General features: G+C 46.0%; 11 protein-coding genes. 5 read left to right on the top strand and 6 right to left on the bottom strand.

All coding sequences use genetic code 11. From position 1 onward, the window contains the following. Position 1 precedes the first annotated feature (1 nt). Positions 2-1,189 carry a choline ABC transporter ATP-binding protein gene (choV, locus tag ACUALS_RS20200; RefSeq protein ID WP_454449522.1) on the top strand — a complete coding sequence of 396 codons (1,188 nt, stop codon included), beginning with the start codon at positions 2-4 and terminating at the stop codon, positions 1,187-1,189. A gap of 65 nt (positions 1,190-1,254) precedes the next feature. Here choV and ACUALS_RS20195 read toward each other — a convergent pair whose 3' ends face one another. Continuing rightward, on the bottom strand, positions 1,255-2,175 hold the full coding sequence (locus ACUALS_RS20195; protein WP_454449521.1) for a DUF368 domain-containing protein: 921 nt from the start codon (positions 2,173-2,175) through the stop codon (positions 1,255-1,257). A 674-nt stretch (positions 2,176-2,849) separates the two neighbouring features. Between ACUALS_RS20195 and gltS the strand changes: the two genes are divergently transcribed. Next, entirely contained in the window at positions 2,850-4,076 is a 1,227-nt protein-coding gene (gene gltS, locus ACUALS_RS20190) for a sodium/glutamate symporter (protein WP_454449520.1), read from the top strand. A gap of 66 nt (positions 4,077-4,142) precedes the next feature. Here gltS and ACUALS_RS20185 read toward each other — a convergent pair whose 3' ends face one another. After that, on the bottom strand, positions 4,143-4,883 hold the full coding sequence (locus ACUALS_RS20185; protein ID WP_005469575.1) for a flagellar brake protein: 741 nt from the start codon (positions 4,881-4,883) through the stop codon (positions 4,143-4,145). Between the two features lie 157 nt (positions 4,884-5,040). Between ACUALS_RS20185 and ACUALS_RS20180 the strand changes: the two genes are divergently transcribed. Both ACUALS_RS20180 and ACUALS_RS20175 read left to right on the top strand, forming a co-directional pair. Next, positions 5,041-5,319 carry a GNAT family N-acetyltransferase gene (locus ACUALS_RS20180; protein WP_038134861.1) on the top strand — a complete coding sequence of 93 codons (279 nt, stop codon included), beginning with the start codon at positions 5,041-5,043 and terminating at the stop codon, positions 5,317-5,319. Then, entirely contained in the window at positions 5,316-6,299 is a 984-nt protein-coding gene (locus tag ACUALS_RS20175; RefSeq protein WP_454449519.1) for a phosphotransferase, read from the top strand. The genes ACUALS_RS20180 and ACUALS_RS20175 overlap by 4 nt, the downstream gene beginning before the upstream one ends. Before the next feature lie 30 nt (positions 6,300-6,329). On the opposite strand, the gene ACUALS_RS20170 is transcribed toward ACUALS_RS20175, so the two are convergent. From ACUALS_RS20170 to ACUALS_RS20160, 3 genes are all read right to left on the bottom strand, one after another. Then, on the bottom strand, positions 6,330-6,821 hold the full coding sequence (locus ACUALS_RS20170; protein WP_005469774.1) for a GNAT family N-acetyltransferase: 492 nt from the start codon (positions 6,819-6,821) through the stop codon (positions 6,330-6,332). Between the two features lie 219 nt (positions 6,822-7,040). Beyond that, positions 7,041-8,021, bottom strand: a complete 981-nt coding sequence (trhO, locus tag ACUALS_RS20165) for an oxygen-dependent tRNA uridine(34) hydroxylase TrhO (protein ID WP_331400119.1) — start codon at positions 8,019-8,021, stop codon at positions 7,041-7,043. 203 nt (positions 8,022-8,224) lie between these two features. Further along, positions 8,225-8,452, bottom strand: coding sequence for a hypothetical protein (locus ACUALS_RS20160; protein ID WP_454449518.1), 228 nt, complete (start codon positions 8,450-8,452; stop codon positions 8,225-8,227). A gap of 267 nt (positions 8,453-8,719) precedes the next feature. Between ACUALS_RS20160 and ACUALS_RS20155 the strand changes: the two genes are divergently transcribed. Next, positions 8,720-11,965, top strand: a complete 3,246-nt coding sequence (locus ACUALS_RS20155) for a S41 family peptidase (protein ID WP_454449517.1) — start codon at positions 8,720-8,722, stop codon at positions 11,963-11,965. 131 nt (positions 11,966-12,096) lie between these two features. Here ACUALS_RS20155 and ACUALS_RS20150 read toward each other — a convergent pair whose 3' ends face one another. Beyond that, positions 12,097-13,635: a hypothetical protein gene (locus ACUALS_RS20150; protein ID WP_454450057.1), complete on the bottom strand. Its 1,539-nt coding sequence runs from the start codon at positions 13,633-13,635 to the stop codon at positions 12,097-12,099. Positions 13,636-13,772 lie beyond the last annotated feature (137 nt).

Raw genomic sequence — 13,772 nt, 5'->3', positions numbered from 1 at the left:
AATGGATGCAATCACAATTACCGATCTTGATGTTGTTTTTGGTGATAAACCACAACTGGCATTACAGCAATTGGACCAAGGCCACACTCGCCAAGAGATCATTGACCAGACAGGGCAAGTTGTTGGTGTGGACAAGGTTTCATTGACCGTCAAAGAAGGGGAAATCTGTGTCCTGATGGGGCTGTCTGGTTCGGGGAAGTCGAGTTTACTTCGCGCGGTGAATGGTCTGAACCCAATCTCACGCGGTCACCTAGAAATCAAAGATGGAGAGCAAGCGGTCGATTTGGCAAATTGTGACGAAGAGACGCTGCGCCACCTTCGCACGCATCGAGTGTCTATGGTGTTTCAAAAATTTGCCCTAATGCCTTGGCTGACGGTTCTCGACAACGTCGCGTTTGGCCTTGAGCTCCAAGGTATGGGAAAAGCTGAGCGCCGTAAAAAAGCGCGCGAGCAACTGGAGATGGTTGATCTGGCAGAATGGGAGGAGAAATACCCCCATGAGCTTTCAGGCGGAATGCAGCAACGAGTTGGGCTCGCCCGTGCGTTTGCTATGGACACCGACATCTTGCTGATGGACGAGCCTTTCTCTGCGTTAGACCCATTGATACGAGCTCAACTTCAAGATGAGTTATTGGTACTGCAAGAGAAGCTCAACAAGACGATTTTGTTCGTTAGTCATGATCTCGACGAAGCGTTAAAAATCGGCAATAACATCGCGATTATGGAATCTGGTCGTTTGATTCAACATGGAAAACCAGAAGAGATCATTCTGACGCCTAAAAATGATTATGTGCGCGATTTCGTTGCTCACACCAATCCATTAAATGTCTTAAAAGGTCGCTCGCTCATGCAGCCAGTCAGTGAACTGAACAGCCAAGATACCCAGTTGCAAGTGTGCACCTCTCAGCCGATTTGGGTCGAGCAAAATCAGCAAAAGCTCAGTTTGATCAAAACTGATGAGTCGTTAAAGCTCCTGCATTGGGATTTAAATAGCAGCCAAATTGAGGAAGTGGATAGCTCGACGGTGATTGTGACCAGTCCAGACATTGGCATGCGCGAAGCGATTGAACTGAAACAGCGCAGTGGTCAACCAATCCTGTTGATAGAAGATGGAGAGTTAGTGGGGGTACTTAATGACAGCGAGTTTTATGAAGCGCTGCTCGGGAACTATCAATCTGTTGCTGCGTAACCAGCTCAACAATATCCGATCAAAAAAGGCGACTTTCGAGTCGCCTTTTTTCCATTTCGTGACAATTAGATGTCTCGATTCTCCGCGAATTTTTCTAAACCTAAAACTAAGGCAATTGCACAGATCATCATGACAATCGCAATACCTAGCTGCGCAGGCTGAGATGTCACCGATTCGAAGTCAAATGGTGACAGGTTTTGTTGAATCAATGGCACTTGCTCGCCTTTAGAGTTTGTACGCCATGTGAGCGTTTCTTTCCAAGGCCAAATCTTAGGTAGCGTACCGATCATCAGGCCAGTCAAAAAGACAAGAGTAAAATCACGGAAGCGCTTTAGTAGCCAAGAGAGAACGTGGGAGAAGCTCAGTAAGCCAAGCACACAGCCACTCATAAATAGTGCAATGACAGCTACATCGAAGGATTTTACAGCGCCAAGGACAGGCGTGTACATGCCTATCAAAAGTAGGATAAAGCTGCCTGAAATGCCCGGAAGAATCATGGCGCAAATCGCGATTGCTCCCGCAATAACGATGTTTACGCTAGTCGGGTCCATTTGTAGCGGTTGCAGTACGGTAATGCTGTAGGCGAACGCCACACCCAGTAACAAAAAGACAAATCGGCTAGCGGAGCGCTGCTCAATTTGCTTTAAGATATGGAACACTGACACCAAAATCAGGCCAAAGAAAAAAGACCAGATTGGTACAGGGTGTTCTACCAATAGCCATGAAATCAGCTTCGCTAATGTGGCAATGCTGGTAAGGACACCACCAAACAAGGCGATCAGGAAAAAGCCATTGATATGGTCAAATGCGGCTTTAAATCCATCACGTTTCCAAATTCCCAATACTTTTGGGTTAATGCGACGGATGCTTTCTAGCAAAGTGTCGTAAATGCCAGTGATGAACGCGATAGTACCACCCGATACTCCAGGTACAACATCAGCTGCACCCATCGCCATGCCTTTTAGAAATGTCGAAAAATAGTTCATGCTACTCAGTAAATAAATTTAGGTGCACGGAGTATATCGATTCTGGATAAAAAAAAGTATGAAAAAATAAACTGATAGAACTATTTATAAGAATCTAGTTTAATATTAATTTGCAAAGGTTTGCATTTTGCAATTTTCATATTGCATTTTGATAATCAAAAATTAGCCAAAAATGCGGCTGGATCATCAAATATCGCGGTTTTAAAGTTGGCACGCATTCTGCATTAATTAAATCGACCCTTTTTAAGCCGAGGGTCACCTAGCCAACTGACGTTGTTAGTGAATAACATTTGTTCACACTATATATAAGCCAATCGCCCTTTTTGCGATTGGCTATTTTTTTGCCTGAAACTCCCCAAATAACAGCTCATTAGCGTCGTTTTTCTTCACACTTTACATCTAGCCTAGGCACGTTTTTGGAGTCAATACTCGACAAATTGCTCCATTTTTATTAATAATGGCGGCTTTCTTTCGCAACTCTACCGATTTTTGTAGGGTTTTTACTGTTGAAATAGAGTGGGTATCCCACTGTTTAGAGGATTTTTTTCAATAGAGAAATGTGATTAATCGCGTTTAGGTCAGCCGCCGGGAGGCGACGACTCAGAACTTAAACGTTGAGCCAAAGGGCTCTTAACTCGTTAAGGAAGATGGGTGACACACAATGAAGAGGTTATATGAATCAGATAATTTCAATTGGACCACTAGAATCTTTCTTAATCGCCATCAGCGTTCTATTCTTAGGTCATTTTGTTAATTCCAAACTACCCGTATTGAAAAAGTTCAACATCCCAGAGCCGATCGTAGGTGGCTTAATTGTGGCTGTTGTCATCACTTTTTTGCATTTTAACGGGGTCGATCTTCAGTTTTCACTTCCGCTGCAGAACACCTTTATGTTGATGTTCTTTAGCACCGTTGGTCTTGCTGCAAACTACACTCAGCTGATGAAAGGTGGCGCAAAGGTCTTTGTCTTTTTGGCGGTCGCATCTTTTTACATCATTATTCAAAATGGTGTTGGCGTGTCGTTGGCCACCGCGTTAGGGCTTGATCCTTTAATGGGGCTCATTGCCGGCTCTATCACTCTATCAGGTGGACATGGGACCGGTGCGGCGTGGTCGCAGACGTTTTCAGAAAACTACGGCATCAGCAACACGCTTGAAATTGCCATGGCTTCCGCGACTTTTGGTCTGATTATCGGCGGCATCATCGGCAGTCCGGTGGCTCAAAAGCTTATCGATAAAAATGGGATTGAGTCCGAGTATGGTCGTGGTACTCAAACCCACGAAAGATTCCCTGAGCTCGTGACCTATAACGAGTACGAGGAAGATAAAGTCACCGCCAAAAAAGTGATTGAAGTGCTGTTTATCCTGCTTATCTGTGTCACTGGCGCGAAATATCTAGAGCAGTGGGTAAGCAGTTATAATATCAGTTGGCTGATGATCCCTGACTTTGTCTATGCATTGTTTATTGGTGTGTTCATTACCAATTTGCTTGAGGTGACGAAAGTCCACAAGGTGGATGCAGAGACGGTTGATATTTTAGGTACGGTCTCTTTGTCATTGTTTTTAGCAATGGCGTTAATGAGCTTAAAGCTGTGGAATATTTTCGATCTGGCGGTACCATTCTTGGTGATTTTGGCCGTTCAGTCACTCGTGTTGGGTATTTTTGCTTACTTCGTGACGTTCAAAGTTATGGGTGCAAACTATGATGCTGCGGTCATTGCTGGTGGGCATTGTGGTTTTGGTTTAGGAGCCACTCCGACGGCAGTGATGAACATGGGATCTTTAGTGAACAAATTTGGGCCTTCCCCACAGGCGTTTATGGTTGTGCCTATTGTCGGGGCGTTTTTTATCGACATCGTTAACTTGATTATTTTACAGGGCTACATTTCCTTCATTGGTTAGACAGGTTCGAAGGTCAGACAGGCTTAAAAACAAAAATCCCCGCATCGTGCGGGGATTTTTCGTTTGCTAGGTTCGTAACGCGAGCTTGGTGCCATCGAACTTTAGATGGCTAAGTAGCGTCTTGGCGTTGTTTCTGCCCATTTCATTGAACTGGACGCCATATCTGGCGTAGTGCATTGAGCGTTGCAAGTTACACACAGTACCAAATAGAGGCTCGAACTGAATCTGCTTGCCGTTTCGTACCTGAACGATAAGCTCAATCTCGTCACCGACTTGGAAAGGCCGACTCAAAGGCGGCGCGAAGAATCGACAACCACTTTTCGATAAATCACGGATTTCGCAATCCATCTTTCTATTTTCAGTACTGGCTTTGGCTTCAAGGTTTACATCAAAGCGTGGCTCTTTACGTAGCTGCGATACCTGCATGTCTTTTGGTACAGACATCATTACCAATGGCATCGGCTCTTTAAGGATATGCTGGAGTTGGCTTCTAAAATGAATAATGGCGCCTTCCCCTCGGGGAGAAATAGCGCGCACTGTGGTCCAAAAACCTTCTTGAAAGTAGAAATTCAAATCTTCATCGGAAACTTTCGGAAGTTCGGCAAGAATCATGCTGTCTGAGTGAGTGCCAATAAACGCCGTTTTACAGCGAAAAGTGCGGCCGACAGGAGTCGTGATACTCATGGTAAGTTCGCCACCATGTTCAACCATGGCTAGGGCATCGACACTATTGACTGTGACGACATTCCTCTGTTTGTTATAAGGACTTGAAGACTGTTCCTTCATTGCCACCGCCTGAGTACTCATCTAGCCTCCATTAGCTCTGCGTGCTATGTTTGCCGCAGGTTATTATCATTCCACGTCTAAATGCTCAGACTGGTATAAATTCTATTTATGCTTGAGCGTTTGTTCAAACATCAATGTAATGATTTTTTTGAGCTATGTATCAATTTAGGAGTTTACTATGCAGCATTCCGTACTTTTCGAGCCTGAATTAGGCCAGTTTCGCGTGCATTTAGAGTCTGAACACTATGCGACCGTTAAATTCAAAATTGAGGATGGGGTGTACCATATTACCTCAACACGCGTGCCTGATGCTTTGCAAGGGAAAGGGTATGGCAAGGTGATGATGGAAGCGGTACTGCCCAAATTAGAAGAATTGGATGTGAAGATTGTGCCTGTCTGCAGTTACGTGGTGCACTATTTAGATCGCCACCCTGAATGGGCGCATTTAAAAGCATGATGGAAAAAGTCCGCTATCAGGCGATTGTTAAACAGCTAGGTTTTAACACTCTTCATCGTGTCGATGCGTTGCAATCACTATGGGGTGGTTATGGCGAGTTGGTTCGGTTATGGATTGGCTCGACCAGTGTTGTAGTCAAACACATCACGCTACCCAAGCCTGAACATCACCCCAGAGGTTGGAACACCGAGCTTTCCCACAAACGCAAGTTGTACTCCTATCAAGTCGAAATGAACTTCTACCAACACGTCGCTGGCCGATGCGAAGGCTATGCCACGGTGCCTCAAACCTTATTGGTAGAGCAGGGAGATAATGAGCTCCTTTTGGTGATGGAAGATCTTAGCCAGATCGGCTTTTCCCAAGTGATTCAGGAAGCCTCCAAGACCCATTTGCGTGCTGCGCTGCGGTGGTTCGCTCATTTTCATGCCCAACACATGTCGAGCAGAGCTGACGGATTATGGCCTACAGGAACATATTGGCATCTAGACACTCGACCAGATGAGTTCGCCGCCCTGAGCGATCTTCGGTTGAAACATGCGGCTGAGAAGATTGATCGGACACTAAAGCTTGCCCCTTATTCGACGCTCGTCCACGGCGATGGAAAGTTGGCCAATTTCTGTTTTGAACCAAGCGGCGAGCGAGCGGCTGCCGTTGACTTTCAATACGTTGGTAACGGTTGCGCCATGAAAGATATCGCCCTTTTTATGAGCAGCGCGGTACCGCCGGAAGAGTGTGAGGCGATGGAAGAATGGATTTTGGACGAATACTTCACGCTGCTTAGGGGTGCGTTAAGTCAATATCGCCCTGATCTGGACGCTGAGGATGTAGAACAAAAGCTTCGACCTATGTTTATGGTCGCTTGGGCAGATTTTCAACGATTTGTAAAAGGGTGGAGCCCCAACCACTGGAAGATTAATGCTTATACTGAACGTTTAACTGAGCGGGCACTCAGCTTTTTGAGTAGTATAGAACCAACCTAAACCGTTATCGTCTAGGTTGGTGTTTTGTATTTAAAAGCGTAAACGTGCCATGTAGTAAGTGTCGATGTACTCTCCATCGCGGAATGAGCGTGCTTTTGCTTCTCCTTCTATCTCAAAGCCAAACTTCTTATAGCAGGCAATCGCTTTTTCATTGTCTGTGTTGACTTCAATTTGGATTCGCTTTACTTGTAACCAGTTGTCGGCAAGGTCGAGTACCGTTTCGATAAGTTTACTGCCAACCCCAATGCCTTGATACTCATCGTGAACCCCCAGACCAAAAGTGGCACAGTGGCTAATTCTAGGGCGTTGATTGTGCTCAAAACCAATGTTTCCTACCACTTTTCCATCAACTTCAGCAACAAAGCTGTATACGCCAGCGGGGATGTTTTCCAGTCGTTGGGTCCACATGGCAACCGATGGTTTTGGCAGTTGCAGCGTCTCTCTTTGAGCGCTCGGTTGCGAGTAAATGTCACAAATTGCTGCAGCATCATTGACAAGCGTAGGACGGATCAATATTTCCATAATGTTATCTCACGACGGGTTAAACATCGCTCAACCATAACTGGAAAAAATGAATTGTTAAAGTATTGTTTAAAAATAAATTTTCAGTGAATAATTGTTATTTATAACGATAAGGTATCTGTGGGAGGGGGAGCGCATTGGATAATGAGGTTTTCAGAAGGAAATTAAGGGAGCGAGGCTCCCTTTTACGCTAAATAGTGATGTTGTTTGGGTACAACTTTATTTCGATTTACGTTGTGCGGCTTTGCGCTCAAGTTTCTCTTTGCGTCTTTGAGCGATCACTTGATCCGCTTCGCCACCAACATGCACTTCGCCGCGTGCTTTCGCTAACTGAACTTGGCGCTCGCGCTCGCGAAAACGTGCTTTTTGTTCATCAGTGTGTTTATCGACACATTTCGGGCAGCTGACGCCTTTTTCGTAGGCTTCAGAGGCCATGTCTTCTAGCGTTATCGGTAAGCGACATGCGTTGCACATCTCGTAACCACTTTTCTCTAGTTTGTGGTCTACAGCGACCCGTCCGTCAAAGACGTAACAATCCCCCTCCCACAAGCTCTCTTCTTCTGGCACTTCCTCAAGGTATTTGAGTATCCCACCTTCAAGATGATAAACCTCTTCAAAGCCTTGCTCTTTCATATAGGCCGTGGACTTCTCACAGCGGATGCCGCCCGTACAGAACATCGCCACTTTTTTGTGTTTTGCTGGGTCCATGTTTTGAGCAACGTAGTCAGGGAACTCTCGGAAGGTGTCTGTTTTTGGGTTTACGGCATGCTTGAATGTGCCAATCTCAATTTCGTAGTCGTTGCGCGTATCGACAACAAATACCTCAGGGTCGGAGATCAAGTCGTTCCATTCGCTTGGTTTTACGTACGTGCCAACCACATGGCGAGGATCAATACCTTCGACACCTAACGTCACAATTTCTTTTTTCAGCTTTACTTTGCTGCGATTGAACGGCTGATTGGCTTCAAATGATTCTTTGTAAACAATATCCGCCAAGCGAGGATCTTGCTTAAACCAAGCAAGCAGAGCGTCGATCCCCTCTCGAGTGGAGGCCACAGTGCCATTGATGCCCTCATTTGCTAAAAGTAACGTCCCACGGATGTCGTTTTCATCCATTAACGTTTTTAGAGCGGGGCGAAGGTCAACATAATCTTCAAGTCGCACAAATTTGTACAGTGCGCACACTACGTAGTTCGTCATATTCATTCCTGTAAGCGAGCTGAATCGTAAATCCAGAGCTTTTTGTTTAATTTCGGGCTGAGTATAACCAAGTACGTGCCCCACAAATACGGACAGTTATTGGGGGTAAAGCAGCGAAAAATAGAACGCTAGTTTTTGTTTTCCAAATTATGAAAAACGTTTAGCTGGAGGAGAGTAAACGCATTAAGCCTTGCGTTTATTACTTATTGCTCCGGCGTCGGTTCCATTTCAGCATAATAAGCTTCAAGCTCGTTACAGGTTTTTTCATCCAGAACATACTGACATTGAAGCATCGCGTACTCCTCGCGATCGAAGACGTAAACTTCACCATCATGCTTTAAGTGGAGTATCTTTTTGTTCGTCGTGGTTGATGAGTTAGCCATGCTACCCAACACCGCCACTGCAATACACACAACAATTATTCTTTTCATAGAGCCACCGACGTTTTTATAAGGAAGAATTCTATACGTTTTATATGTTTTTGTACGGATACCTTACATAGCGTTACAGAACGAATGCTCTAATTGAGACGGGCTTCTCAAGGTGCTCAGATATGCACTCTTTTGACTTATGTCGTACATTAAGAGGGCTTATTTGTATTAATTAATCCATGCGATTTTTCAATTAATCGTTGTCATTAAAAATTTATCGTAATACGATAAGTAATTATCTTTTAAAAATAACAATAAAGGAACATTATGTTACGCTTCAGTCGTAGAAAGGGCCTGCTTGCGCTCTCTTTGTTACTTGCATTACCCAATGTTGCCACTGCATCAGACATTCAAAATACGAGCCCTAAATGGTTAAGAGATATTGCGATGTCTCCAGACGGCGAAAAGATCGCGTTTACCTATGCTGGGCAGATATGGCTTATCAGCTCGAATGGGGGAGAAGCGACGCCATTGACCGGGAGTGATGTGTATAGCGATCACCCGGTTTGGTCTCCTGATGGTCAGTCGATTGCGTTTCAATCAAAACGGTTTGGTTCTGGTGATGTGTTCATCGTGCCCGTTACTGGTGGACAAGCGAAAAGGTTGACCTATCACTCAAGCGCCGACGTGCCATACGCTTTTAGCTCTGATGGTTCAGAGGTGTTGTTCAGTTCAAGACGACTTGGCGACAGTGACGCAACGCTAAATAATGGCTTTATGGGCAATAGCAGCAAGCGCTTGTACTCCGTATCAAGCGAAGGTGGACGCGAGAAGCTGCTGTTATCAAATCCAGTGAGTGCGTTGTCAATGAAGCCGGATGGCACCGCATATCTCTACACTGATGAGCCTTCATTTGAGCAAGAGTGGCGAAAGCGAGCAGTTTCCGACGCTACTCGTGACATTTGGCGTTACGACACGCAAACGAAGCAGCATCGTAAACTCACTTCGTTTCGCGGCGAAGACAGAAATGCCGTTTGGGCGAGTGATGACTCAAGCTTTTACTATTTGTCTGAACGTTCTGGGTCATTCAATGTGTGGAAAAAGCGCATGGAGGATGTCGCTGAGCCAGAGCAAATCACCAACCATGACACCTTACCAGTTCGTTTCCTCAGTGCGAGTTTAAGCGGTGATCTCGCCTACGGTTATAACGGCCAAATTTGGCTTAAAAAAGCAGAGCAGGAAGACGCAAAACCTGTTGATGTGTTTATCCGTCAAACCTCGCTAAATCAGGGACGACGCTTTGTGACTTTGAATCATGAAGCGACGGAAATCGCGGTCTCACCATACGCGCCTGAAGTGGCGATTGTTGCCCGTGGGGATGTGTACGTTGTGTCGCTATTATCTGGCATGACGAAACGAATTACCGACACACCAGCGGCAGAGAGAGACATCTCATTTTCAAACGACGGCTACTCCATCATGTATGCGTCGGAGCGAAACGGTAACTGGGATGTATTCCAAAGTTATGTGAATGACACGGGGAAAAGCTTCTCGACATCGTATGATATTGTCGAAGAGCAGTTGTCTGATAAACCTGTCGATGAGTTCCAGCCGCTCTATTCACCGAACGGTAAGCGCGTGTTGTATCGAGAAGATCGCAATACGCTGAAAGTGTACGATCTTGAGCAAGATGCAACGTATACATTGTTGGACAATCAAGCGCTCTATTCCTACATGGATGGGGATTTGTCTTACAACTGGTCCCCAGATAGTGAATATGTGGCGACGCGCAACAACTCTGAGTTAGACAGTGACGTTGTTCTGATCAAAGCCGATGGCAGTGAAGCGCCAATCAATATCACTAAGAGCGGGTTTACCCAAAATCGCCCGAAATTCTCCCAAGATGGCCAAGCGGTGTATTGGTTGAGCAACGCCAATTCTACTTATGGCATTGATGGCTTCGCCCAGCAGCAAGATATCTACATCACTTACTTAAACCAGCAAGCGCAATTTAATGCCAATAAGACCGATGAACAGCGTTGGCTTGATGAAGAGATTGCGGCAAACCAAGAGAGTGATGCTGAAAACTCGCCACCTGAGCCGACCGTCATTGAAGAGAAGGGACTGAAATATCGAACTGAGCGCGTCACCGCTTACTCGACGTCACCGATGTTCACTCATTTATCGGCAAACAATCAGTATATGGTGGTCATCAGTGCTGAAGGAGATAATGCGGAAATCTTTGAGATTGATCTAACAACCGGAGAGCGCACACCTCTGTTCACTCGCAGTTACTACGACGTTCGCGCTGCTGCCATGGCACCCGATGATGAAACTTTGGTGATCATTGGTGATCAAGGTATCGAGAAGCTCAATGTTGTGACAGCCGAGAGCGAATACATTGACTACGCAGCACAGGCCAATTACGACTTTTCAGCCGAAGTTGGCGCCATGTTTGACCATGTGTGGCAGTTGACCAAAGTGAAGTTCTACGACCCGAACATGCACGGCGTTGATTGGGATAAATATGGTGAGTTGTACAAACAGCAGCTTCCGGGTATTCACAACTACATTGATTTTGCTGAGCTACTGAGCGAGCTTGCCGGTGAATTGAACGCCTCTCATACGGGCTCCCAGTTTGATGATTCGCTAAGTACTTGGGAAGAGCCGTCTTCGCTCGGTCTGTTTTATGATCACAATTACCGAGGCAAAGGCGTGCGAGTAAAAGCGGTATTGGCAGGCGGTCCTGCGGATACCTACCAGTCTCCAATCAAAGCGGGCAGTATTATTTACTCTGTAGATGGGGTAGAGATTGCGCCAAATCAAGACATTTACTCCCACCTCAACTTTAAGCAGGGGCGAGTCACCAAACTCAATGTATTGAAGCCGGGTGATGAATCAGCTCAAGACTTTAAGCTTGTTCCAATTAGCGTTTGGCAAGAAGGGCAACTGGCTTATGATGCGTGGGTTGAGGAGCGTCAAGCGCTGACGGAAAAACTGTCGAATGGTCGACTTGGCTATGTCCACTTAGCTGAAATGGGGCCAGATAGCTTTGAGCGAATGCAGAATGATCTGTTTGGCAAGTATCGCGACAAGGAAGCGGTGGTTGTGGATGTGCGCTTTAATATGGGCGGCAACCTGACTAGTCAATTGATGGAGGTGCTTTCTGGTGTACGTCACAGCTCGATTGAAACTCGTGATGGGTATAAATTGACGTCATTCCCAGAAAGACGCTGGGCAAAACCAAGCATTATGATTGCCGATGCGAACAGCTACTCTGATGGTTCGATCACGCCATTCTTCTATAAGCGTGAGGGACTAGGAATGTTAGTCGGCGAGCGCGTACCAGGGACGGGGACGGCGGTAATTTGGCCAAGCCTGCAAGAGTCTCGGATCAACTATGGTGTGCCGCAGTTGGGCTTCAAAGATGACAACGGCAATTGGTTTGAAAACCAAGAAATTGTCCCTGACATCTTGGTCTACAAATCGCCAGAAGATGTCGCCAAGAATAAGGATCGTCAACTTGAAGTTGCAGTGGAGGCCATGTTAAAGCAGCTCGATCAAAAACAGTGATACGCGTTGTTCGTCAAAGCTGCGAGCAAGCCATTTGTATCGTCTCCCGCTTGGTGTTCCTACCAAGCGGGAGTTTGTTTTACTGAGGGATTGATTTGGACATCGAGCGATAAGTGTAGAAGGCGATAACGTCAAAAACGGTAGCCCAAATTTAGAGTTAAGGCATCACGAGTTTCGCCTTTGTTGTACATAAACGTCAGGTTGTAGTTTCGACCGATTTGCTTGTTAAATCCAACAATGTAAGCCCACTTATTCAAGTCAACGCCAATATCGTAATCAAACTCTATGTCTCCGGTTTTGACCTGCCCCTCCATTCTCGGTTCAAGCCCTTGGTATTCGGCGCCGACAAAAAGTTGCGTGCGATAATCAACCAGCTGATAGCCAATCATAGGTTGAATGGTGGTGATTGGATCCCCCCATTCTGTCGCGCCTTTAAGTCGGGTTTGAGAAATCGTGCCTGTAACGGAGGCAAAAAACTCTCGATAGCCAACAGAAAGTGTCGTACCAACACCGCGTAAATCATACTCTAGGTGTAAGGGCACGTTGACTCTTGCGCTGTGGCATAACGCGCCTACGCTTTCGCTATCACAGAATCGATCACCTAAGCCTGGGAGTTTGTCGTTCAATCTGTCTTGGATGAACTCACCCGCAGCGCCAGTGTATTGGGCATCGACATTTGCATCGACGTTAATTTTGCCGATGTATCCAAACACATTCCAAAAAGGCAGGATGTTCACATCTCCACGGATGTTCAGGCTCTCGGCGTTGACCGAGCCAATGGAATCTTCGGGATCAAAGAGATCATTGAGCCTGACCCCATCGATAGTAAAGTCATTAAAGGGAATATTCATGTTTTGGTTTCGATACGCCACTGATACCCCGTAAGGAAGGGGGAGGTCAATTCCCTTTCGTCTTATCATGTCGCCCATTAGCGGAAAGACGCGGTCCAGTTTAACGCTCACTTCCCGAATACGTGGATCGGACACTTCGCTGAGCCTTGCTTGGTTGATGATGTCTACGCCGCGCTCTTCACTATACAGGGCGATGGGCTCAGCAACAGAAGTGACATGAATCGGTTGATTCTTCTTGGTGCCGTTAATGTCGATCGCCTTTTTGCTTAGAATTAGCTTACCGCTGCCTAATGTGGCAAAAGTGATGGTTTGGCGATAGCTTTCAACTCGATAGTTGTCAAAGTCAAATGGCTTCGAGTTGGTTATGGTCATGCTTTGAGGAACGCCATCCTTTACAGTGATATTGACGCGCATGAAGCGAAAATAAGCGATGTCTTGCGGTAAACCATATTTGGAGTAATTGAAGCTCACTACGTTGCTGCCATCCGGCATGTCTGTGGCTGTGATGCTATTTGGGTCATAGCTTTGCGCGTAATCACGCAATCGGTATTCTGTGCGAGTGTTACGTTCAATTTCGCTGATCGCGTCGTCTCGTTCATCCAGTTCATTTGGGTTGTATTTGATGCGCAAATCGATGTTCCCTTTCGCATCGGTATCCTTGACTAAGAAGACCCGAGATTTCCGCACTTCATCACCGATAGTGATTTGACGCTCGACGTGTTCGACGAGATGCTCTCCTGCGGTAAGCGAGCTCAATCCTAAGCGTGGTAAATCATCGTCGATGCCATAGCGAGCAAAAATATCCTGACCACGAGCCATGATTTCTGAGTAGGTTTGAATGCCATTAGCCTCTTGCGGTTGCTCTGTGCCAAGGCTGTCAAAACTCACGAGTGAGCTGATAAGTGCAGTGAGTAAAATCGGTGTATTTGCTAGTGCACGCATAGATGTTTCGTTCC

This window comes from Vibrio sp. NH-7 (assembly GCF_053643215.1).
This window is presented reverse-complemented; position numbering and strand designations above follow the sequence as displayed.

Coding starts and splice junctions, on each gene's coding strand:
- choV (WP_454449522.1), top strand. CDS start 2: ATGGATGCAATCACAATTACCGATCTTGATGTTGTTTTTGGTGATAAA.
- ACUALS_RS20195 (WP_454449521.1), bottom strand. CDS start 2,175: ATGAACTATTTTTCGACATTTCTAAAAGGCATGGCGATGGGTGCAGCT.
- gltS (WP_454449520.1), top strand. CDS start 2,850: ATGAATCAGATAATTTCAATTGGACCACTAGAATCTTTCTTAATCGCC.
- ACUALS_RS20185 (WP_005469575.1), bottom strand. CDS start 4,883: ATGAGTACTCAGGCGGTGGCAATGAAGGAACAGTCTTCAAGTCCTTAT.
- ACUALS_RS20180 (WP_038134861.1), top strand. CDS start 5,041: ATGCAGCATTCCGTACTTTTCGAGCCTGAATTAGGCCAGTTTCGCGTG.
- ACUALS_RS20175 (WP_454449519.1), top strand. CDS start 5,316: ATGATGGAAAAAGTCCGCTATCAGGCGATTGTTAAACAGCTAGGTTTT.
- ACUALS_RS20170 (WP_005469774.1), bottom strand. CDS start 6,821: ATGGAAATATTGATCCGTCCTACGCTTGTCAATGATGCTGCAGCAATT.
- trhO (WP_331400119.1), bottom strand. CDS start 8,021: ATGACGAACTACGTAGTGTGCGCACTGTACAAATTTGTGCGACTTGAA.
- ACUALS_RS20160 (WP_454449518.1), bottom strand. CDS start 8,452: ATGAAAAGAATAATTGTTGTGTGTATTGCAGTGGCGGTGTTGGGTAGC.
- ACUALS_RS20155 (WP_454449517.1), top strand. CDS start 8,720: ATGTTACGCTTCAGTCGTAGAAAGGGCCTGCTTGCGCTCTCTTTGTTA.
- ACUALS_RS20150 (WP_454450057.1), bottom strand. CDS start 13,635: ATGGCTCGTGGTCAGGATATTTTTGCTCGCTATGGCATCGACGATGAT.